Source organism: Acinetobacter sp. LoGeW2-3, from assembly GCF_002688565.1.
In the GTDB taxonomy this organism is placed as follows: domain Bacteria; phylum Pseudomonadota; class Gammaproteobacteria; order Pseudomonadales; family Moraxellaceae; genus Acinetobacter.
This window is the reverse complement of record NZ_CP024011.1, coordinates 224,440-246,327: the sequence shown is the minus strand read 5'-3', so window position 1 is coordinate 246,327 and position 21,888 is coordinate 224,440. Positions and strand designations below refer to the sequence as shown.

Here is a 21,888-nt window from a genome sequence, read left to right as displayed (position 1 = left end):
CGCATATTAAATTGATCAAATGACAAAGTCTCCCTTTTTTAAAGGGAGACTTTCACAGTTTAAATGATCTTATTTCCAGTTACTTGGGAAGCTAAATAAGTCTAAGCCAAAAGTTATTGGAAGTAGTAGATAAATAGATATGACAATGAGTAAAGTCGCTAAAATAGTAACTAACGTACCTTGCATTAACATATCGCGAATGCTGACTTTACCTGTTGCAAAGATCACAGCTTGAGATGGTGTACCGATAGGAAGCATAAATGCAAACCCTGCGCCAAGTGCAGCAGCAACCATTAATGGAAGAGGATGGACATCAAGAGCCAATGCAAGGGTAGCAGCAATTGGTACAAAGATCGTAGTGACAGCAGTATTTGGTGAAACTTGCGTAAGACTAATCGTTAAGATCGTTGTAAGCAGTAATGCTGTCCAATACGGCATGTTTTGTAGTGTTAATAATTGTTGTCCGATCCACTGAGATAAATCAGTGTTACTAAAACCAGCTGCTAACGCTAAACCACCACCAACTAGAAGTAATACATCCCATGGCATTTGACTCAGTGATTCAGCATTCAGAATACGTTTTCCATCTGTCGCAGGGAGTATATACAAGACCATTGCTGCAGTTATTGCAATCATTGTGTCTGAGATCCCCGGAATGATATCTTTCCAAATAAAAGTACGGGTCAGCCACATAAAAGCAGTAATCGCAAAAACAGTTGCTACCGCTTTTTCTTCATAAGACATACGGCCTAGGCGTGTTTTTTCCGAATCGATAAATTGTTTCCCTTCAGCAATATGTTTTGCTTTCATTGGGTAGGCAATTTTAGTGAGCCAAAATGTGGTGAAAACAGCCAGACAAAAACAGAGTGGGAAAGCGAATATAAACCATTCTGCAAAGCCAATTTCATAGCCATACATTTCTTTAACTAATCCAGCCAAAATTAAATTTGGTGGTGTACCAATCAGTGTTGCACTGCCACCAATAATGCCACCAAAACCAATGGCAAAAATAATTGCCTTGGTAAATTTAACTTCATCAGCTGTATCATGTGTTGTTTCATTTTAAGTAATGAAATAATCTTATAAACGATAGCTGTACCAATAGGTAAAAGCATCATCACGGTTGCAACGTTTGAAATCCACATCGAAAGGAATGCAGTTGCAAACATAAAACCGTATATCAGGCCATTAATGGTTGAGCCTGAAAAGCTAATAATCGCGAGTGAAATACGTTCGTGTAAGTTCCATTTTTCAATGGCAATAGCGATTGCAAAGCCACCTAAAAATAAGAAAATATTTGGGTCGGTATAGCTAGATGTAACCTTAGCGATGGTGAGTGTACCCATCATTGGCATGATGACAATGGGTAGTAAAGAAGTAATCCCTAAAGGCATTACTTCTAAAATCCACCAAATGGATAGCCATGCAGTAAGTGCCAGTACGCCTTGCCCTTGTTGCGATAACCCATCAAAGCTCATACCAAAATAGAGCCATGCAAATATTAAAGGACCTAGGAATAGACCCAACCATTGGGTTTTATTATATGAGCCATTAAAACCTTGTTTTTGATTACTTTTACTTTGCTCTTGATTGATGCTGTCGTTTGTGTGATTGATATTCTGAGACAAAATATAGTGTGGGTTTAGACGTTTAAACAAATCCTTTGTCTTGTTGTGGCGTGACCACAACGAATTCCAAATTTGAATCATAATGCACTTCTCCTTGTGGCCGAAGTTTGATTGAGAAGTGCATGACTAATCAAGGATCATTCGGGTATATATTCATACGAGAAAGGTATATAAGGGATTGATAAGTATCTTCTTTAAAGACCTATCTCTAATCCTAACTTGTGTTTCGTTTTAGAAATACCTCTCCCTTGCGAAGCAGTGATTCTCATCACTTACGCTGCATTTTAAAGCAGTGCTTTAAAACTTGCTCAGGAGAGGGAATATCCATTACTAAACTCATGTCAGAATAGGATTGGTAATGAAAGCTCCTTCTCCCATTGGGAGAAGGCAGGGGATGAGGGGTAACAATTAAATAAGATCCGGATAAAACTTCTAAAACTCTGGATTCGCCGCTTCACCCCGCAACAAATAACCTTTAGGTTGAATATAGCTATAAATTTCCCGTGCAGGCTGTTCGTGCCAGCCAATATTAAAAGCACAAAGTTTTGGGAAAAATTGCAGATAACTATAGTTCAAATTGTTATGAATCCAATAGGCAAGTTGTTGCCAGTTGGATTGGTCTTTTTCATACAGTTCTAGAAATGAAGGAATGACGATACACGCCGTTGCGCCATAGCCTTTTTCATCCGGATAGTCCCAAATATGGCTGGCAAAGTTTTTCTCGTTACTTGCGCAGTTGTGTCCTTTTTTATTGCCTAGTTGATTGACGCTTGGTGAGCGATACGCTGAACGAATAGTAATCCGTCCAAATTTGTCTTGTAGCGGTTCGAGCAGTTGTTGGCAAAGTTCTGTACCTGTGCGAATCGCAATCTCAGGATGGTCGGGGAAGTTGGGTATACCGTACCAATTGGCGATTTCGCTATAGAGAAAGTCACGCATAAAGAAAGACTTTGAAAGTTGGATACGTCCTAAGTCTTCGAGTTTAGTGATAGAGGATACTTTTTTGATGGTCATGTTGTTTTTAGTGTGAAGTGTTTGATTGATTTTATATTTAAAATTTTGAAAATTAAATGTTTTACCTCTCCCTCGCCCTCTCCTTTAATAAAGGAGAGGGAACTACACGTATCAAATTGATCACATGACAACTTCTCCCTTTGAGACATGGTTGGGTGAAGATGCTAGTTATGCATCAAAAAAGACTTTTATATTTGAATATGTACTATATATTTTAACTACTTTTTTATTTTTGCTTGGTATATGCATTTATATAAATGTAAACCTATTTTTCAAACTTAAGAACTAATTCACTACCGTCAATTACAATAAATTTTTCTTTTTCATCTTCTATATATTTGAAGAAAACATAATCCTTATTAAAATATATAAAAGTTGGTTTTTCTTTAAGTTTTAAAGATGATTGTAATTTATTAGTTAAGATTACAGTATTTTCTAAGTTGTTGAAATTAGAATAAATGTTATTAACTGAGATAATAAATTTTATACAGAAAAAAAGTATACTGAGAGTAAGCACAGCTCTTATAAAAATTAGGATATTTGTTAATGAACTGAAATGCTTCTTTATAAAAAATGCAATTACATAGTAGCCTAATAAAGATAATCCAATTTTTGCACTTACTGCCCAAACGATAGATGAAAATTTAAAAGGATTTTCACTGAGAATTAATTGATATCCAAGAAATGCAAAAATTGCAATGATAAAAAATTGTATAAATGTTCGATAACTGTATTTTTCATCATGTATTGGAAGGTAATCACTAATAGCAAATTTGAAAGAACTAATAAGAAGACCGACTAAAATAATGCAAAAAAGTACAGTAAGACCGTCCGCTACAACTTGAGAAACTGAAAAGAATCTTATGTAAGATGTATCGAGTGAGGCTAATTTAATTAATTGAAATAAGCCTCCCATAAGAGTTGGAATAATTACTAGGAAACTTAAGTTTTCTTTAAGTAAGCTAATAAAATTAATAAAAAAAGTTGAAGCTTTTTCCGCTTTATACTGAGTTGATGGTTTTTCTTGTATAGCTTCTACTTCTTCTTTTATATCCATTTGATTTTACTTGCATTAAATTAAATTGAATTCTATTAAAAAAGCCCCGATAAATCGAGGCTTTTTTAATCAAGTTAACTGGTTAAATCAACCAATTAATTTCTTCATTAATTCATTGACTTGAGCAGGGTTGGCTTTACCACGTGAAGCTTTCATCACCTGACCAACTAGACCGTTAAAGGCTTTCTCTTTACCAGATTTATACTCTTCAACCATCTTCTCATTAGCAGCAAGCACTTCCTTGATAATTGCTTCAATCGCGCCTGTATCAGTTTCCTGTTTCAAGCCTTTCTCAGCAATAATTTCGTCCGCAGTTTTGCCTTCTTCCCACATAAAGCCGAATACCTGTTTCGCAATCTTACCGCTAATAGTGTTATCGACAATACGTGCGATCATGCCACCCAATTTCTCAGCAGAAACAGGGGAGTCAGCAAGGTCTAGGCCAGCTTTATTTAAAGCGCCTGAGAATTCGCCCATTACCCAGTTTGCCGCAATCTTACCTTGAGCAGCACCGCCAGCAGCAGCGACAACTTCTTCGTAGAATTCTGACATTTCACGAGTCAATGTAAGAACGTGAGCATCGTATTCAGTCACGCCGAAGTCAGCCACGAAACGCGCACGACGTGCAGCAGGAAGCTCAGGCATTTGCGCTTTAATCGCCTCGATTTGCGCATCTGGAATCACCACAGGCAATAAATCTGGATCTGGGAAGTAGCGGTAATCGTTCGCTTCTTCTTTAGAACGCATTGAACGAGTTTCCATCTTCACAGGGTCGAATAAACGCGTTTCCTGATCAATGGTGCCGTCCCATTCCAGAATTTCCATTTGGCGTTCAATTTCAACATTGATCGCCTGTTCAATGAAACGGAATGAGTTCAGGTTTTTCAATTCACAACGTGTGCCGAACGGTTGACCCGGACGACGTAAAGACACGTTACAGTCTGCACGGAATGAACCTTCAGCCATGTTACCGTCAGAAATACCTAACCAGCGTACCAGCGTGTGAATCGCCTTGATGTAGGCAACCGCTTCTTCAACCGAACGCATATCTGGTTCAGATACGATTTCAAGAAGCGGCGTACCGGCACGGTTCAAGTCGATACCTGACATGCCTTCAAACTGGTCATGGATTGATTTACCCGCATCTTCTTCAAGATGAGCACGCGTTACGCCAATGCGTTTAACTGTGCCATCTTCAAGCTGGATGTCGATATGACCCAAGCCCACAATCGGGTTGTCCATCTGGCTAATCTGATAGCCTTTTGGAGAATCCGGGTAGAAGTAGTTTTTACGTGCAAATACAGAAGCCTGGTCGATGTACGCATCAATACCCAGACCAAAGCGGATCGCAAGATCAACCACTTCTTTATTCAATACTGGCAACACGCCCGGCATGGCCAAATCTACAAGGCTGGCCTGAGTGTTTGGATCATTACCGAATTCAGTCGATGAACCCGAGAAGATTTTAGATTTCGTCGCAAGCTGAGTGTGAATCTCGATACCAATAACGACTTCCCAACCGTCAATCAGGTTAGATTTTGGTTTAGCAGCGTTTTTAGCCATTATGCATTCTCCTCAGCAATTGCAGCGCGTTTAGTATGCCAATCTGTTGCTTGTTGATACTGGTGTACCACAGACAACAATTGAGATTCTGACCAGTAATTACCAATCAGCTGTAAGCCAACTGGCAAGTTGTCTTTGTCAAAACCAACAGGCGCGTTAATCGCAGGAAGACCTGCCAAGTTCACCGCGATGGTGTAGATGTCACCTAGGTACATTTCTACCGGAGACAGGTTGGCACCGATGCGATATGCGGTAGTCGGCGCAGAAGGCGCAGCAATGACGTCTACAGATTCAAATGCTTTTAAGAAATCTTGTTGGATTAAACGACGTACTTTTTGTGCTTTCACATAATAAGCATCGTAATAACCAGCAGATAGGGCATAGGTACCAATCAGGATACGACGCTGAACTTCAGCACCAAAGCCTTCTGAACGAGAACGTTTGTAAAGATCGAGAAGATCTTTAGGTTCTTCACAGCGGTAGCCATAACGCACGCCATCATAACGAGACAGGTTAGAAGATGCTTCAGCAGGCGCGATCAGATAGTAAGTTGGAACATAAGCTTCAGTCATGTTGAGATCAATCTCAACCAACGTAGCGCCCATTTCTTCCAGTTTTTTCAGTGATTCTTCAACACGTGCTTTAACGTCTGCATCCAGACCTTGAACGTTGAAATACTGCTTCGGAATACCAATACGTAAACCTTTCACAGAAGTGCCGTTCAGGTTTTCGACGTAGTCATCAACTTCTTTGTCCATTGAAGTTGAATCTTTCGCATCGTGACCCGCCATGACATTCATCAGGTAAGCACAGTCTTCAGCTGAACGTGCCATTGGACCACCTTGGTCTAAAGATGATGCATACGCAATCATACCGAAACGTGATACACGGCCATAAGTTGGTTTCAGACCAGTCAAACCACAGAAAGATGCTGGCTGACGGATCGAACCACCAGTATCGGTACCGGTTGCAAAAGGAGCCAAGTCAGCAGCGACAACTGCTGCAGAGCCGCCTGAAGAACCGCCCGGAACGTGATCCAGTGCCCAAGGGTTTTTGGTCGCGCCAAAGTAAGATGACTCAGAAGTTGAACCCATGGCGAATTCGTCCATGTTCACTTTACCAAGCGTCACCAGGCCCGCAGCTTTACCTTTCGCTACAACGGTCGCGTCGTAAGGAGAGATAAAATTGTCCAGCATTTTAGAACCGGCTGTGGTTTTAATGCCTTGGGTACAGAAAATATCTTTATGCGCAATGGGCACACCAGTCAGCACATTTGCGCTACCAGCACGACGCAGTGCGTCAGCAGCATCGGCCTGTGCCAGAGCTTGCTCAGCAGTTACAGTCACGTATGACTTCACTTGAGCATCCACTTTTTCGATGCGTTTTAAATAGTGTTCAGTCAATTCGCGTGATGAAAACTTAGCATTGGCCAAACCTTCGGTAAGTTCACGAATTGATAGGCGGTGTAAATCTGTCATGAGAAATAATTCTTTACGTTTAATTTAATAAAAAGAGTGAACTGGATAGTAATTACTCAATCACGCGAGGAACGAGGTACAAGCCTTCCTGTACCGCTGGCGCAACTGCCTGATATTCATCACGGTGATTACTTTCACTGACCACATCTTCACGTAATGGCTGAGGATGGTCGAAAGGGCTTTTTAATGGTTCAACACCGTCAGTATTGATACCTTTCAGCGTTTCCATCATGCCTAAAATTTTATTTAAACTTTGAGCATATTCAGCAGATTGCGTATCATTCAGAGATAACCGTGCAAGGTTCGCAATAGCTGAAACTGTTTCTGCATTTAAATCTGCAGAATGCTGTGCATCCGATGTAGACATAACATTACCTAATCAGTATTAAAAAAAAATCAAATTATCATGCGTTATGATAAGCGATTGACTTGTCCAAAGCATCACATTTAGTTAAAGTTGCCACCTTGCGTCCATATAAAGTTTAATTGAGAACGTCCCCGTGATTCTAAAACGACTAATAGGCTTGTTTTCGCCAGATCTAGCCATTGATTTAGGTACTGCAAATACACTTATTTATGCGCCAGGACGAGGCATTATATTAAATGAACCGACGGTTGTAGCAATCCGTCATAGTGGTTCACAGAAAATTGTTGCTGCCGTAGGTCTTGACGCGAAACAAATGCTTGGTCGTACCCCGGCAAATATTTCAGCAATCCGCCCGATGAAAGATGGCGTGATTGCAGACTTTGAAGTAACTGAAACCATGTTGAATCAGTTCATCGGCAAAGTTCACGAAAAACGTTTATTCCCACCTGCACCGCGTGTTGTGGTGTGTGTTCCATGTAAATCTACTTTGGTTGAACGTCGTGCGATTCGTGAAGCGGTATATAACGCTGGCGCGCGTGAAGTGCGTTTGATTGAAGAACCAATGGCAGCGGCAATTGGCGCTGGCATGCCGGTAGAGCAGGCATGTGGTTCGATGGTTGTAGACGTGGGCGGTGGTACAACAGAAATCGCGATCATCTCGCTGCAAGGCTGTGTCTATGCGGACTCATTGCGTATCGGTGGTGATGTATTTGATGAACAGATCATCAACTACGTGCGCAAAGCGCATGGCTGCGTGATCGGTGAAACGACTGCTGAAATTATCAAAAAAGAAGTCGGTATGGCGCTTCCGGATGAAGGTGCAAAAGCACTGGAAATTGAAGTTCGTGGCCGTAACCTGGCTGAAGGTGTGCCACGCGCAATTACTGTAACTTCTGATGAAGTGACTCAGGCAATTTCTGATCCACTGCAATATATCGTGTCTGCAGTGAAATCCGCATTGGAACAAACGCCTCCTGAACTGTCTTCAGACATCGCTGAGCGCGGGATCGTGTTGACGGGTGGTGGTGCATTGCTGCGTAACCTGGACAAGCTTCTTGCCAAAGAAACCGGTCTGCCCGTGGTTGTTGCTGAAGATCCTCTGTCATGTGTAACGCGTGGTGGCGGTAAGGTTCTCGAATTCTTCGACAACCCAAATCATGACATGTTATTCGTAGGCTAAGAACAGGACACGGCGGGTGCAAACACATCTGTTTTCTCGACAACCGCCATCTTTTCGCTCATTCGTCATTGCGTTGGTGACCTGTTTGGTGGTGCTTTTCTTTGATTGGCGCATGCCTCATCTGGTTCAACCTGCAAGGGATGTACTGAACGCGGCATATAATCCGATTTATGCCTTGGCCAGTTATCCCGTATTGTCGCGAGAATGGCTGAATCAACAAACCAAGTCTGAAGCACAACTGCGTCGTGAAAATACCGCGATGCAGGCTGAGCTCTTACAGGCTCAGGTGCGCTTACAGAAAATTTCTGAACTGTCTGCCGAAAATACTCGTCTGCGCGGGCTGCTAGACACGCCTCTAATCATTGATGGACGTATGGAAATTGCAGAAGTGATTGGCACAGATGCTGATCCGCTGCGCCATATCATCGTGATTAACCGGGGTTCTAATAGTCAGCTACGTGTTGGACAAACGGTACTCGATGATAAAGGTATTATGGGGCAGGTGATTAATGTCTACCCGCATAGTAGTCGCGTCATGCTGCTTTCAGATAAAGAACATTCACTTTCAGTACGTCTGGAACACACCGGCATGCGTGCCATCGTCTCGGGGACGGGTGATCTGGGACGTCTGAAAATGGAATATGTACCCACCAGCGCCAATATTAAAGTCGGTGAAAAAGTCTATAGTTCAGGGCTAGGACAACATTTCCCGGCGGGCTATCTGGTCGGTACCATCTCAAAAGTACAACGTCATAACTCAGGTGAATTTGCCCAGATTGATGTCATTCCGGCAGCACAGCTTGCCGGTGGTCACCATGTGGTGGTGCTGTTCTCTGATTCATTAGCGATGGAGCAACCACATGTCGATCGCTAAAATGCAATCCAGAACCCATCGGGATCCATTGTTTCCGATCATCATTTCGGTGATTGTCGCCTCGGTTCTGGTGGTCTATCCCTTATCTTATTCGGTCTCTGGCTGGCGTCCGCAGTTTATGCTGATGATCATGCTGTTCTGGGTGTTATGCCAGCCAACTTGGTGTGGCATCTGGTTTGCGTTTAGCACCGGGATCTTGCTAGATCTACTGCTGGATGCACCTTTGGGTCTGAATGCACTTAGCTTTATCATTATTGCCTTTATGGCACGCTTCCTGACCCGTGAACGGCGCATTCTGACCTTTAGTAATCTCTGGATTATTACTGCATTGGCACTCATTGCCCATCTGATGCTAACCTTCTTTGCTCAGATCATTAGCGGCGTCCAATTCTCAATTCCACGTCACTGGCTACCGATGCTGACTAGCGTCATGGTCTGGCCTGTTCTATATTATCTACTCAGAAAATGGCGCATCTGATTCTGGCTTCCAGTTCACCTCGACGCCGTGAACTGCTGCAACAGTTGGGACTGGAGTTCGAAATCTACAGTCCTGATATTGATGAATCAGTACTGCAAAATGAGTCCGTCGCAGCTTATGTTGAACGTTTGGCACGTGCCAAAGCTGATGCTGTGGCGGAGCGTTATCCTGATGCCATCATTATTGCTGCAGATACCAGTTTAGGTGTCGATGGCGAGATCCTCGGAAAGCCTGAATCAAAGCAGCATGCTTTTGAAATGTGGGCTAAAATCTCTGGCCGTAAGCATGATGTATTTAGCGGTGTATGCGTACGCACAAAAAATGAAAAATACAGTATAGTGGTACGTACACAGGTTGAATTTCAATCACTCACCACCCATGATATGGAAAGTTATTGGGCAACTGGTGAACCGGTAGGCAAGGCGGGCGGTTATGCCATTCAGGGCATTGCAGCACGCTATATTCCTGCAATTCAGGGCAGCTACTCCAATGTGGTCGGCTTGCCCCTATATGAAACGGTACAGTTATTACAGACGGTTAAGGCACTAAATTAACTGCTGAAAAAGAATTCTTATAATGTTTTGAGTGTTGTTATGTCTGACGAGTTATTGATTAACTTCACACCGATGGAATGTCGGGTGGCGTTAATTGAAAACGGCACGGTGAACGAATTGTTCGTCGAGCGTACCGCGAAGCGCGGTCTGGTGGGGAATGTATATAAAGGCAAGGTGGTGCGTGTCCTACCCGGGATGCAGGCTGCTTTTGTCGATATCGGTCTGTCACGTACCGCCTTTTTGCATATCAATGATATGGTTTGGCCGCGCCAGCAGCCGACGCCGAATGTATTTGAATTGTTGCAACCCGGTCAGGTTCTGACCGTGCAGGTCATGAAAGACATGCTCGGTACCAAAGGCGCACGCCTGTCTACCGATCTGTCTATTCCTTCGCGTTATTTAGTCTTGATGCCATATGGTAATCATATTGGCGTATCACAACGTATTGAATCTGAAGAAGAACGTAATCGCTTACGTTCCATTATCGAACGGATTCAGGCAGAGCATAAGCTACCAGGTTCGGTGATTGTACGTACTGCGGCAGAAGGCATCGATGAAGCAGAAATTGCTCAGGATATGGCTTATCTGGCTAAGCTTTGGGAATACATTCAGCGTAAACAAAAAAACATCGCTGTTCCATCATTGATATTTGAAGAATTACCGCTACCGCAACGCGTGATTCGTGATCTAGCTAATGAAAACACTGCCAAAATCTATGTCGACTCACGTGAAATTCACGGTAAGCTAAAAGAGTTTGTCGAAGAGTTTGTGCCAAGCATGAACGATCGCTTGCTGCATTATCCAGGTGAGCGTCCGATCTTTGATCTATATAACGTTGAAGATGATATCCAAAAGGCTTTACAGACCCGTGTAGCATTGAAGTCTGGTGGCTATCTGATGATTGATCAGACTGAAGCTATGACCACCATCGATGTCAATACCGGTTCCTATGTCGGTGGTCGTTCACTGGAAGACACCGTATTCAAAACTAATATGGAAGCAACTGAAGTCATTGCGCGTCAGTTACGACTGCGTAATCTCGGTGGGATCATCATTATTGATTTCATTGACATGCAGGAAGCGCAGCATCGTGATGAGGTCATGAATCAGTTTGAGAAAATGCTGGAACGTGATCATGCTAAAACCAAGATTACTCAGGTATCTGAACTGGGTCTGGTTGAGATGACAAGGAAGCGTACTCGTGAATCTCTAGAGCACCTGTTATGTGAATCCTGTCCAACCTGTCAGGGACGTGGCTATGTCAAAACAGCAGAATCAGTGTGTTATGAAATATTCCGTGAGATTCTACGTTATGCGCGTGCTTATCAATCGCAAAGTGGATTTACGGTTGTGGCACATCCATCGGTCATTGATCGACTGCTGACCGCAGAAGCTCCGGCTGTGGCGGATCTGGAGCACTTTATTGATCGCGTGATTAAGTTCCAGGTTGAAAATTTATACACGCAAGAGCAATACGATATCATTCTTAGCTGAAATTGTAACAGAATGTCGTAAAACCCTTGTTACAACTGCAATTTTACAAGTACGGGTGAATTCTGAATACTAGATACATTCAGTAGCCAAAGCCGATCTCCCTGTATTTTTGGCTTAGCAAAAATGAGGTGTGTTATGAGTATAAGTAAAGCAGTTATTAATAAGGGTCTAAAACACGTGCTTGAACCGAAAACTGTCCACGCAGGATACATTGTGGATGAACGTGGCAATGAAGTTCAGATTACTTCATCTATGGTCCGTACGGTTTGCTATCAATTGCTAAAGCAATGTCGTACTGTGAAAAGTTAAAATTTTGACATTGTCGAAATTATTTGAATAAAAAATAATCAAATAAAAATAAAGGGGCTCTATAAGCCCCTATATTTTTGCATGAAATTATTGGCAAAAATGCTCACGTGCATTTTTGCACATAAATCTAGTCGTTATCGCAGTCTAACTCACTGCTGCAAGCTTTGGGGTTTTGCCACCATCTACAATCCGTTCAAAACGCTGGATTTCGTCCTCTAAGTGAGTGAGCAGATTCTGCATTTTTGGCAGGGCATTACGGCAGGCAGTTAGGCCAACTTCCAGTTTGTCTAAGTAACTGGTCATGGTGATATTCAGCGCCTGACCATCCAGTACGATTGAAGCTGGGTAGAGGGCTTCCAGACGAGCACCATTCCAGTACAGTGGTTCCTGTGGTCCAGGTACATTGGAAATCACCAGGTTAAACGCCTGACGTTTTGGCATTAGACCAGAGGCGATATTTAAACCTGCAGCCCCATAAACAAAAGCACTATAGTTTAGAATCTGATTGGCATTCATGCGCTTAAAGCGTTCTTTGGCATTTAATACACTGCGACGCACAATTTTAAGACGCTCTAGTGGGTCTTCCTTATGCGTACCCAGATTCGCCAGAATCATGGTAATACGGTTCGATACATCGGAATCATCTGAACGTACAGAAGCCGGAACCATGGCAATCAATGGTTTTTTCGGCAGGGCATCCTGACTGATTAAATATTCACGTAAAGCGCCTGAACAGATCGCAAGAACGATATCGTTAATCGTTACCCCTAAAGCTTTAGAAATATGGCGTAGACGCTCGAACTCAAATGACTGCGCAGCAAAGCGACGTGATGCACTGACACGCTGATTCAGAATAGAAGCGGGTGCCTGGAAGCTGGAAACATAATCCGGATTACGCCCCATATCTTTTAGAATGGTTTGCGACACTTCATACAGGACACGTGGCGTCGTTTCTAACTGCTCTTTAAGTGTAGATAGAACGCCTTTGATTCGACTCACTTTCGGTGCTTTCAGACGCTTGGCACGCGGACCTTCTACAGACCACAAGGGTACGATACTTTTTGCATATGGATCTTGCGACAGGGATTTCTCTACTAGACGCATACTGGCAATCCCATCAACCATGGCATGATGGATTTTGAAGTACATGGCGAAGCGATTACCTTCAATACCTTCAATAATATGACAGGTCCATAGCGGTTTGGCCCGGTCAATCAGTGCACTGTGCTCTTGTGAGATATAAGTCAGTAATTCGCGAATACGGCCTGGCTTTGGCAGGGCAATATGGCGGAAGTGATGATCCAGATCAAACTGCTCGTCTTCATCCCAGAAAAAACCGTTTAAATAGTTATTGAATGGTGGAATGGGCATTGATTTGGAAGTACGAATATCTTTGACCAAATCTTGAATAAAAGTTGCAGGTGCATTCTCAGGAATCTGAAATAAAAAAAGACCACCTACATGCATAGGCTGCTGCCGTTTTTCTAATGAGAGAAAAATAAGATCAATTGGATGTAATGGACGCATAGCGTGGATTGCCTCACTGCACTCTATTTGGCTGTTCTCTATCTGAAAAGCCTTGTTAGAATTATTGCTTTAGTGATTAAAGTATAGCGGTTTTAACGCATAAATGAACTGCTTTATCACGATCTTGCAAGTGAATAAGTAACTATTGACAAGGAAATTAATAGCTTCCTAAATTTTTGAAATGTGAATTTTTTAGTTTTTAAATACATCACTAAAAATAGGATTTAAGAAGCAAAATGTAGGGTAACTGAATAATTATGAGGACTTAAAAGAAGAGTATTAAGTGCAATTTCACATTTTTATGCGAATAAATCAATTAGCTAATACTTTATAAATTCTTTAATTATCATCATCATACTTCCCGACGAATGGTGAGCAGGAGATTTTATATCTTGTCACTAAATGTAAAACCAAAAATTAAAAAGACCACCTTTTTTAAGATGGCCTTCCCATAAAACTGAATGATGTAGCTCAGCTTTATTTTTTCAAATTGCCAGCATGTAGGCCACATTCTTTATGTGTCGCTTCTTCCCACCACCAGCGACCTTCACGCTCGTGCTGGTTTGGTAGTACAGGACGGGTACAAGGTTCACAACCAATCGAAATAAAGCCTTTCTCATGCAATGGATTATATGGAATTTCCATCATACGGATGTAATTCCATACATCAGCACTTGACCAGTTTGCAAGAGGATTGTATTTGATCAGCTGTTTACCTGGACCTGAAAAACCTGGATCTGCCTGAACCACTGGGATTTCATTACGGGTACCTGGACTCTGATCTTTACGTTGACCAGTAATCCAGCCATCTAAAGTTGCAAGCTTCTTACGTAATGGTTGAACCTTACGAATCCCGCAACATTCCTGATGACCATCTCGATAAAAACTGAACATGCCTTTTTGAGTGGTCAGATTTTCAATTGCTTCATGTTCAGGGAAGCAGATTTCGATATCAATATTATAGTGTTTACGAACTTGCTCAATAAATTGATAAGTTTCAGCGTGCAGGCGGCCTGTATCCAGACTAAAGACACGGAATGGTTTACCGAGATGGGAAGCCATATCAATCAGTACGACATCTTCCGCACCAGAAAATGAAATGGCAATTTCACCGGTTTGACTCAGTGCAAGTTCCAAAATTTCACTTGGAGATTTATCTGCATATTCAGATGCAAGTGCATCTACAATATCAATAGTAGGAATAGTGGTCATGGGAATCCTGGCGACATAGGCTTGGAATGACTCTGCCTATATTAATTAATTTCACATCTATTTTAATAGAAGAGAATTAGCTGTCTTATCACTAAAAAATAAATACTTATGAAAAAAACAGATTTAAAAAAGAACAATGCAAAATGTGAATCTTCAGCTATGATATGGAAAGTTTTTAAATGATAACTGAGGGGAATATTCATGGAAGTCGTATGTCTGGATCTTGAAGGTGTATTGGTTCCTGAAATTTGGATTAATTTTGCAAAGAAAACAGGCATTAAAGCGCTTGAAGCAACGACTCGTGATATTCCTGACTATGATGTGTTAATGACACAACGTCTGAATATTCTGAAAGAACATGGCTTGGGTCTGAATGATATTCAGGAAGTGATTGCTGATATGGGGCCATTTGAAGGTGCCAAAGAGTTTGTAGAATGGGTAAGTACACATTTCCAATTAATCATTCTTTCTGACACTTTCTATGAATTTGCGCATCCATTAATGAAACAGCTAGGATGGCCAACTATTTTTTGTCACAAACTTGAAACTGATGAGAAGGGCATGATCACTGCCTACAAATTACGTCAGCCCGATCAGAAACGCCAAGCAGTAAAAGCATTACATGGTCTGAATTTCCGTGTGATCGCGGCAGGCGACTCTTATAACGATACGACGATGCTTGGTGAAGCAGATCAAGGATTCCTGTTTGATGCACCAGAAAATGTGATTGCAGAATTTCCGCAATTTCCACCAATTCATGGTTATGCAGCACTGAAAGAAGCAATTCGTAATGCTTCAGTACGTGATATTCCTGGATAAAGACATACATAATAAAAAAAGCCGCTTGATGCGGCTTTTTTTATTTGCATAAGTTTGAGATTAGAAGCGGTAACCAATCTTCATACCGTATGCCCATGCATTGTTATTTTCGAATTCACCTACTGGATTTCCTCCTGTCTGTGCAGTAGCATCACCTAGCCATAGATGTTTTACACCGGCCTGGATAAAGTAATTTGCAGCAGGACTATATTGAGCACCCAGACCTAAACTCCAGTAGCCTTCAGTTGGGCCAAGCGTTGTCACAGGATTACCTGCACCAGAATCCCAGCCTACCGCAGTAGTAGCAGACCATTTATCAGAAAATTTATGTCCTAATCCTAATGTTGCAGAATATTGATCATCAGAATAATCAATTAGGTTTTGATTAACTAATGGATGAGAAAGTAAAGTAGGACTAACTACGAAATTATCCCAATGCACCCAACGTAAATTTGCAAATGCAATCGTATTCTGAGAAATACCCGATTGTAGATCGATATTTACAGATTGAGGAGTAATTGCTTCGACATTACTATTAATATTTCTTAAGTCTATAAGTAGAGGATTACCGAGCATATTAGCAGGAACGTACAGTGAAGATGTTTCTTTGCTTGATGCATTATGTTTGATTTCAGAACGGTAAGTTACAGCTCCTTTAAGCGCAATTTCTGGAATTTGATAGGCAAAGCCAGCTAACCAACCATATGCTTCTTCTTGCTCTACTTTAATATTGTAACCAGATAGGCTTTTATATGCAGCACCGCGTAATTTAATATCCGCTTCTACAGTTTGCCATACTGGACCCGCATAAAAATTCCAGTTTTGATTTGGTTGATAACCAATTAGCGCAGTTAAATTTTGAGTTTTAACTTCTACTGATGTTCCTTCTGCGGCTTGAGAGAAGCTAGATATAGCTCCATTAGCAGAATAAGTTGCATCGGCGCCATAAGGCTGATCATAAATCAAACCTAAAGATACTTTATCAGTTGCCTGAACTTTGATTGCCGCATTAATGAAAGAGTAATCATCAGCCATATCGCTAATTTTATTACCAGTATAATCGCCAAAATCATTCTTAACAGTTGAAGTGCCTTTAACGTCTGGATCTAAAACCGAAATACCAGCTTCTGCATAATTTCCTGGTTGTAAAAATGCTTGAATTGACTGTCCTGAGCGGTCTAAACCACCTGCAAAAATTGTTGAGGTTGGGAGTGTTGCAAGTAATATTGCAATAGAAATTGGCTTAAGCTTCATGGCTCTTCCCTGATAATGTTGCATAAACATAATAAAAAGTTGTGGAAAAGTAACATAAAATTAAAAAGAGTAAATGCTAGGCTTTAATGAAGATTTGAACTGATCAGTAATTAAAATAGGAGAGGTTAGAGTTTTTGTACTAAAAATATAAGGTTAAATATGTGAATTCAATAATATTATTTTTAGGTGAATTGACTGGAATGACAAATAAATTAGTTAAAAATTAATTGATGTTTAAATCAACAAATAGTTTACAAATGTATAAAAATAAATTTAAACAATAACAAACCACCCGAAGGTGGTTTGTTATTGTTCTGGATATTAGAAACGGTAACCAATTTTCAGACCATATGCGATAGCATTGTTGTCTTCAAATTTACCTACATTATTATTGATAGCTGTTTTAGCTGTTGCATCGCCTAACCAGAAATATTTTACGCCACCAGCAATAAAGTAATTTGGAGCAGGTGAGAATTGCAACCCAAGCCCAACATTCCAGTATCCTTCTGTAGGACCTAATGTTGTAACAGGATCACCTGCACCAGAATCCCAACCTACAGAAACATTACCAGCCCATTGCTCGCTAAATTTACGACCTATACCTGCAGTTGCAGACCATTGGTCATCAGAATAATCAACTAAATTAATAGCTTCTCCAACCACAGCTTGTGCTGCTTGCCCAAAATAATTTGGACGAATTGAGAAATCTTCCCAGTTCACCCAGCGTACATTTAAAAATACTACTGTGTCAGTCATAATACCTGACTGAAGATCTAGATTAACCGATTGAGGAGTCGTTACATCGGTTTTAGCGGCTGTCATTGGAACAGGAATTACTGTAGTAATGTCTTGCCCAAATCCTGCAGTTTCTGTTGCTTGTAATTTATGCTCAATTTCTGAACGATAAGTCACGGATGCTTTTAAAGCAATTTCAGGAATTTGGTAAGCAAGACCAGCAATCCAGCCTAATGCAGAATCTTCTTTCAAATTGGCATCATATGATCCAAAGCCTGCAGCACCACCATATCCAGCACCTCTTAAAGAAACATTGCCTTTTGCTGTTTGATAAACTGGACCAGCATAAATATTCCAATTCTCATTTGGTTGGAATCCAAATAAGAAGGTCAAATTTTCAGTTTTTACTTCAACATTTGTAGTTTGATTAGCTACGCCTGCCATTTCTGCTGTAACTGGCACAATTCCCCCAGGTGCAGCAGGGTTAGGAATACTAGCAACAACTTCATTTGGGTTTACCGCAAAAATACTACCTGGGTTATATTCTGCCTCAGCACCAAAGGGTTGGTCGTAAATTAAGCCAACTGAAAAATTATCTGTGACTTGAAATTTTAGAGCAGCACTTGGGAAATAATAATCGCTCGCCATATCGCCTGTTGAATTTCCAGCTGCATCTCTACCAGATACATCAGGATCTAGGATAGAAATCCCTGCTTCAAAATAATTACCTGGCTGCAAAAAAGCTGCAATAGATTGGCCTGAACGATCCAACGCTGCAGCAAACGTACCTGTCATTGGTAACGTTGCTAAAATCATTGCTGTACTAAGCGTTTTTAATTTCATTCTTCATCTTCCCTTGAGGTACAAATTTGGGTTTTAAACGTTTATTCGGTATTTGCTTGGTATTTTTTTTGGAGTCATTCCTTTGCCTTCAATGGCTGATTTGTTACTCCATGTGACAAAAATAACACAATATAAAAAAGAGTAAATGCTCGAATTTGAATGAATAGTTCAAAAAAACATCAAATTAGAGTAAAAATACTAATTGAAAGGTAATTTAATGATATAAGTAATTGAAAATATTTAAATTAAATAAGATGGTGATTAAGTTAAAAAAATATAAATATATTGAATTATTGCTTAAATTTTTTGTTAATTAGTTCACATATTTAAAATATGTGCGCCCTGCGGGACTCGAACCCACGTCGGTCGCTTAGGAGGCAACTGCTCTATCCAGTTAAGCTAAGGGCGCAAAACGATCCCTAATCTACTCCAAAAAGGACGAAAAAAAAAGTTATTGCCGAAGCAATAACTTTAAAAAATCATCAATTAAAACGTTTCTAATTAATTTTTAGTCTGGAGTAGCTTAAATAGGACAAACATCACTACTACCCAGATCGGAAGCATGTATACCGATTCCTGGAAGCCTTGAGTCCACATGATGTAAAGGATCGTCGCGATAAAACCCAATACAAGCACGTTACCTGCTGGAGACCAAAGTGCTGGAAACTTCGTTTTCTCACCCATTTTTTTCATTGCTTGAATAAACTTGAAATGTGTCAGTGAAATCATGGCCCAGTTCAATACTAGCGCACCTACAACCACATAGATCAGGTGACTTAAAGCATCTTCTGGGACAAAGTAGTTCAACAATACACAGCCAAAGATCAACACAGCAGAGAATAGAACTGCAGGAATTGGCGTACCTTGTTTATTTACTTTCAGGAAGATCTTAGGTGCATTACCTTGTTTCGCCAGACCAAACAGCATACGACTATTCGCATACATACCACTGTTATATACGGACAGTGCAGCAGTCAAAATAATGAAGTTCAGCAGGTGTGCAGCCCAGTCAATACCTAGCTGACTGAAGATCATTACGAATGGACTTTTGTCCAGACCACCCAGTTCCAGCTGATTCCATGGCACAAGTGATAACAAGATTGTTAACGCACCCACATAGAAAATCAGGATACGGAACACAACCTGGTTAATCGCTTTAGGAATGGTCTTTTCCGGATTTTCAGCTTCTGCCGCAGCCATACCAATTAGCTCAATCCCGCCGAAAGCGAACATGAGGAAGGCCAACATATAGAACAGACCTTCAAAGCCATTCGGGAAGAAACCACCCGCTGTCCAGAGGTTGCTAAACGAAGCAGTAGAAGAGGCATCTGCAGTGAAGAGTAAATACAGGCCAAATACAATCATGGAAATGACCGCAGTCACTTTCACAATAGAAAGCCAGAATTCGGATTCACCGTAGAATTTCACATTGCCGAGGTTGACCAAGGTAATCACGATGAAGAAAAATAGCACTGATGACCAAGCAGGGATATGCGGCCACCAGTAGTTAATATATTTTGCGACAGCAGTCAGCTCGGTCATAGCAACCAAGATATACAGGATCCAGTAGTTCCAGCCCGCAAGGAAACCAGGGAATTTACCCCAATATTTATAAGCAAAATGGCTGAAAGAACCTGCAACAGGTTCATGAACAATCATCTCACCCAATTGACGCATAATAAGGAAAGCAATTAAGCCACCAATGGCATAGCCCAGAATAATCGAAGGACCAGCGGATTGGATCACCTGTGCGGAACCTAAGAATAAGCCTGTGCCAATTGCACCGCCCATGGCGATCAACTGAATATGACGGTTCTTTAAGCCACGCTGAAGTTGTGAAGACTCTTTATTCAAAGTATTCAGCCCGACAATGGAAAATAAGTAGGAAGATTGTAAAGGATGAAACTACAGAAGCCTAGTACAAGCCCTTGAATAAAATATGGTTATCAGTTTTATAAAAAAATATTATAAAAATAAATGAAATAAAAGATAAATGAATCAATATATTAATTTTATTGAATATGATGAATTGAATTTGAACTGGTCAATTCAAATTTCACAAATGTTGCTTTTTTATACAAAGGTCGAGCAGCCAGTTTAATGCAGTATAAATATACTATACTCACATCGATTTAGCCCCGCGATGTTTACAAAATAAAGACAAGTTGAAGGAAGATAAAAATATGAGTTTTGCCCCGCAAATCAAGATTCCAGCTACCTATATGCGTGGTGGTACCAGTAAAGGCGTATTTTTCAAGCTGGAAGATCTTCCATCTGCAGCACAAAAACCGGGCAAAATTAGAGATCAGGTACTGTTACGTGTCATTGGTAGCCCAGATCCTTATGTTAAGCAGATTGATGGAATGGGTGGTGCCAGTTCAAGTACCAGTAAAACGGTCATTCTGTCTAAAAGCCAGCAGCCTGAGCATGATGTGGATTATCTGTTTGGACAGGTCGCGATTGACCGGCCTTTTGTCGACTGGAGTGGTAACTGTGGCAATCTCACAGCGGGCGTAGGTTCATTCGCGATTAGCAATGGTCTGGTGGATGCCGCTCGTATTCCGGACAATGGCATCTGCACAGTACGCATCTGGCAGGTGAATATTCAAAAAACCATTATTGCCCATGTGCCAATCGTCAATGGCCAGGTGCAGGAACTCGGTGACTTTGAGCTGGATGGTGTAACGTTCCCTGCAGCTGAAGTTCAGATCGAATTTCTGGATCCTGCGGATGATGATGCCGAGGGTGGGGCAATGTTCCCGACAGGTCAACTGGTAGATGAACTGGTTGTGCCGAACATTGGTAGCTTTGAAGCAACTTTAATTAATGCAGGGATTCCGACTATCTTCCTGAAAGCTGAAGACTTGGGTTATCAAGGAACTGAACTGCAAGATGATATTAACAGTGATCCTGCAGCATTGGCCAAATTTGAAACCATTCGTGCCTATGGCGCATTAAAAATGGGGTTGATTTCTGATATTGCTGAGGCAGCGCAACGTCAACATACCCCTAAAATTGCATTTGTATCTCAGCCGAAAGCCTATGTTTCTTCAGGTGGCAAGGCGATCACTGAAGCAGATACCGATGTGCTGGTTCGTGCCTTATCCATGGGTAAATTGCATCATGCCATGATGGGAACAGTCGCCGTGTCGATTGGCACGGCCGCAGCAATTCCTGGAACTCTGGTAAATTTAGCTGCGGGTGGTGGTGAGCGTGAAGCAGTGCGCTTTGGTCATCCATCCGGAACTTTACGCGTGGGTGCACAGGCTACTCAAGAAAATGGCGAATGGAAAGTGAAAAAAGCCATCATGAGCCGTAGTGCCCGTGTATTGATGGAAGGTTGGGTACGTGTGCCTGAAGATGTGCTGACAGAACAGAATTAATGTATTGAATGCTGCTTGTATAAGAAACCATTGTTCCGACAATGGTTTTTTTATTTGGGTCATGGCATTTAGCTTTGTAGACAGCATATTCCAATTAAAAATGATCTATCAATTTGATA

General features: G+C 41.4%; 20 protein-coding genes and 1 tRNA gene. 8 read left to right on the top strand and 13 right to left on the bottom strand.

The annotated features are described in order from the left end of the window. Positions 1–69 precede the first annotated feature (69 nt). The 7 genes from BS636_RS16540 to gatC form a co-directional block, all read right to left on the bottom strand. Positions 70–984: an SLC13 family permease gene (locus BS636_RS16540; RefSeq protein ID WP_265735295.1), complete on the bottom strand. Its 915-nt coding sequence runs from the start codon at positions 982–984 to the stop codon at positions 70–72. Further along, entirely contained in the window at positions 963–1,709 is a 747-nt protein-coding gene (locus BS636_RS16535) for an SLC13 family permease (RefSeq protein WP_265735288.1), read from the bottom strand. Before BS636_RS16535 ends, BS636_RS16540 begins: the two co-directional genes overlap by 22 nt. Before the next feature lie 351 nt (positions 1,710–2,060). Beyond that, positions 2,061–2,642 (bottom strand): hypothetical protein, encoded by a 582-nt coding sequence (locus BS636_RS01160; protein ID WP_099337144.1) that lies wholly within the window; start codon positions 2,640–2,642, stop codon positions 2,061–2,063. A gap of 265 nt (positions 2,643–2,907) precedes the next feature. After that, entirely contained in the window at positions 2,908–3,699 is a 792-nt protein-coding gene (locus tag BS636_RS01155) for a hypothetical protein (RefSeq protein ID WP_099337143.1), read from the bottom strand. Positions 3,700–3,786: 87 nt separating this feature from the next. Continuing rightward, positions 3,787–5,262, bottom strand: coding sequence for an Asp-tRNA(Asn)/Glu-tRNA(Gln) amidotransferase subunit GatB (gatB, locus tag BS636_RS01150; protein ID WP_099337142.1), 1,476 nt, complete (start codon positions 5,260–5,262; stop codon positions 3,787–3,789). After that, on the bottom strand, positions 5,262–6,740 hold the full coding sequence (gene gatA / locus BS636_RS01145) for an Asp-tRNA(Asn)/Glu-tRNA(Gln) amidotransferase subunit GatA (protein WP_099337141.1): 1,479 nt from the start codon (positions 6,738–6,740) through the stop codon (positions 5,262–5,264). Before gatA ends, gatB begins: the two co-directional genes overlap by 1 nt. Before the next feature lie 52 nt (positions 6,741–6,792). Continuing rightward, positions 6,793–7,107 (bottom strand): Asp-tRNA(Asn)/Glu-tRNA(Gln) amidotransferase subunit GatC, encoded by a 315-nt coding sequence (gene gatC / locus BS636_RS01140; protein ID WP_099337140.1) that lies wholly within the window; start codon positions 7,105–7,107, stop codon positions 6,793–6,795. A 133-nt stretch (positions 7,108–7,240) separates the two neighbouring features. Between gatC and BS636_RS01135 the strand changes: the two genes are divergently transcribed. The 6 genes from BS636_RS01135 to BS636_RS16240 all read left to right on the top strand — a co-directional run bounded on the left by BS636_RS01135 (position 7,241) and on the right by BS636_RS16240 (position 11,996). Beyond that, positions 7,241–8,287: a rod shape-determining protein gene (locus tag BS636_RS01135; protein WP_004810982.1), complete on the top strand. Its 1,047-nt coding sequence runs from the start codon at positions 7,241–7,243 to the stop codon at positions 8,285–8,287. A gap of 16 nt (positions 8,288–8,303) precedes the next feature. Then, on the top strand, positions 8,304–9,161 hold the full coding sequence (gene mreC / locus BS636_RS01130) for a rod shape-determining protein MreC (protein ID WP_099337139.1): 858 nt from the start codon (positions 8,304–8,306) through the stop codon (positions 9,159–9,161). Beyond that, positions 9,148–9,639, top strand: a complete 492-nt coding sequence (mreD, locus tag BS636_RS01125) for a rod shape-determining protein MreD (RefSeq protein ID WP_099337138.1) — start codon at positions 9,148–9,150, stop codon at positions 9,637–9,639. Before mreC ends, mreD begins: the two co-directional genes overlap by 14 nt. Next, a complete protein-coding gene (locus BS636_RS01120) occupies positions 9,627–10,193 on the top strand; it encodes a Maf-like protein (RefSeq protein WP_099337137.1) in 567 nt (188 codons plus the stop codon). Before mreD ends, BS636_RS01120 begins: the two co-directional genes overlap by 13 nt. Positions 10,194–10,232: 39 nt before the next feature. Further along, positions 10,233–11,687 carry a ribonuclease G gene (gene rng / locus BS636_RS01115; RefSeq protein WP_099337136.1) on the top strand — a complete coding sequence of 485 codons (1,455 nt, stop codon included), beginning with the start codon at positions 10,233–10,235 and terminating at the stop codon, positions 11,685–11,687. 135 nt (positions 11,688–11,822) lie between these two features. Continuing rightward, positions 11,823–11,996, top strand: coding sequence for a PA1571 family protein (locus BS636_RS16240; RefSeq protein WP_099337135.1), 174 nt, complete (start codon positions 11,823–11,825; stop codon positions 11,994–11,996). A gap of 144 nt (positions 11,997–12,140) precedes the next feature. Here BS636_RS16240 and BS636_RS01105 read toward each other — a convergent pair whose 3' ends face one another. Together BS636_RS01105 and BS636_RS01100 are read right to left on the bottom strand one after the other, a co-directional pair. Continuing rightward, the gene (locus BS636_RS01105) at positions 12,141–13,523 is read right to left on the bottom strand and encodes a WS/DGAT/MGAT family O-acyltransferase (RefSeq protein ID WP_099337134.1); all 1,383 of its coding nucleotides are present in this window, start codon (positions 13,521–13,523) and stop codon (positions 12,141–12,143) included. A 477-nt stretch (positions 13,524–14,000) separates the two neighbouring features. Further along, entirely contained in the window at positions 14,001–14,735 is a 735-nt protein-coding gene (locus BS636_RS01100) for a phosphoadenylyl-sulfate reductase (RefSeq protein WP_099337133.1), read from the bottom strand. A 201-nt stretch (positions 14,736–14,936) separates the two neighbouring features. On the opposite strand from BS636_RS01100, the gene thrH reads away from it, so the two are divergent. Next, entirely contained in the window at positions 14,937–15,554 is a 618-nt protein-coding gene (thrH, locus tag BS636_RS01095; RefSeq protein WP_099337132.1) for a bifunctional phosphoserine phosphatase/homoserine phosphotransferase ThrH, read from the top strand. A 60-nt stretch (positions 15,555–15,614) separates the two neighbouring features. Here the strand turns inward: thrH and BS636_RS01090 are convergent, their stop codons facing one another. The 4 genes from BS636_RS01090 to BS636_RS01075 form a co-directional block, all read right to left on the bottom strand. Continuing rightward, positions 15,615–16,808, bottom strand: coding sequence for an OmpP1/FadL family transporter (locus BS636_RS01090; RefSeq protein WP_099337131.1), 1,194 nt, complete (start codon positions 16,806–16,808; stop codon positions 15,615–15,617). A gap of 321 nt (positions 16,809–17,129) precedes the next feature. Further along, positions 17,130–18,386: an OmpP1/FadL family transporter gene (locus BS636_RS01085; RefSeq protein ID WP_099337130.1), complete on the bottom strand. Its 1,257-nt coding sequence runs from the start codon at positions 18,384–18,386 to the stop codon at positions 17,130–17,132. 336 nt (positions 18,387–18,722) lie between these two features. Next, a tRNA-Arg gene (locus tag BS636_RS01080) sits at positions 18,723–18,795 on the bottom strand. A gap of 92 nt (positions 18,796–18,887) precedes the next feature. Further along, the gene (locus BS636_RS01075) at positions 18,888–20,240 is read right to left on the bottom strand and encodes an amino acid permease (protein ID WP_099337129.1); all 1,353 of its coding nucleotides are present in this window, start codon (positions 20,238–20,240) and stop codon (positions 18,888–18,890) included. Between the two features lie 329 nt (positions 20,241–20,569). Between BS636_RS01075 and prpF the strand changes: the two genes are divergently transcribed. Then, complete coding sequence (gene prpF / locus BS636_RS01070; protein ID WP_099337128.1) at positions 20,570–21,769, top strand: 2-methylaconitate cis-trans isomerase PrpF; 1,200 nt, start codon at positions 20,570–20,572, stop codon at positions 21,767–21,769. Positions 21,770–21,888 lie beyond the last annotated feature (119 nt).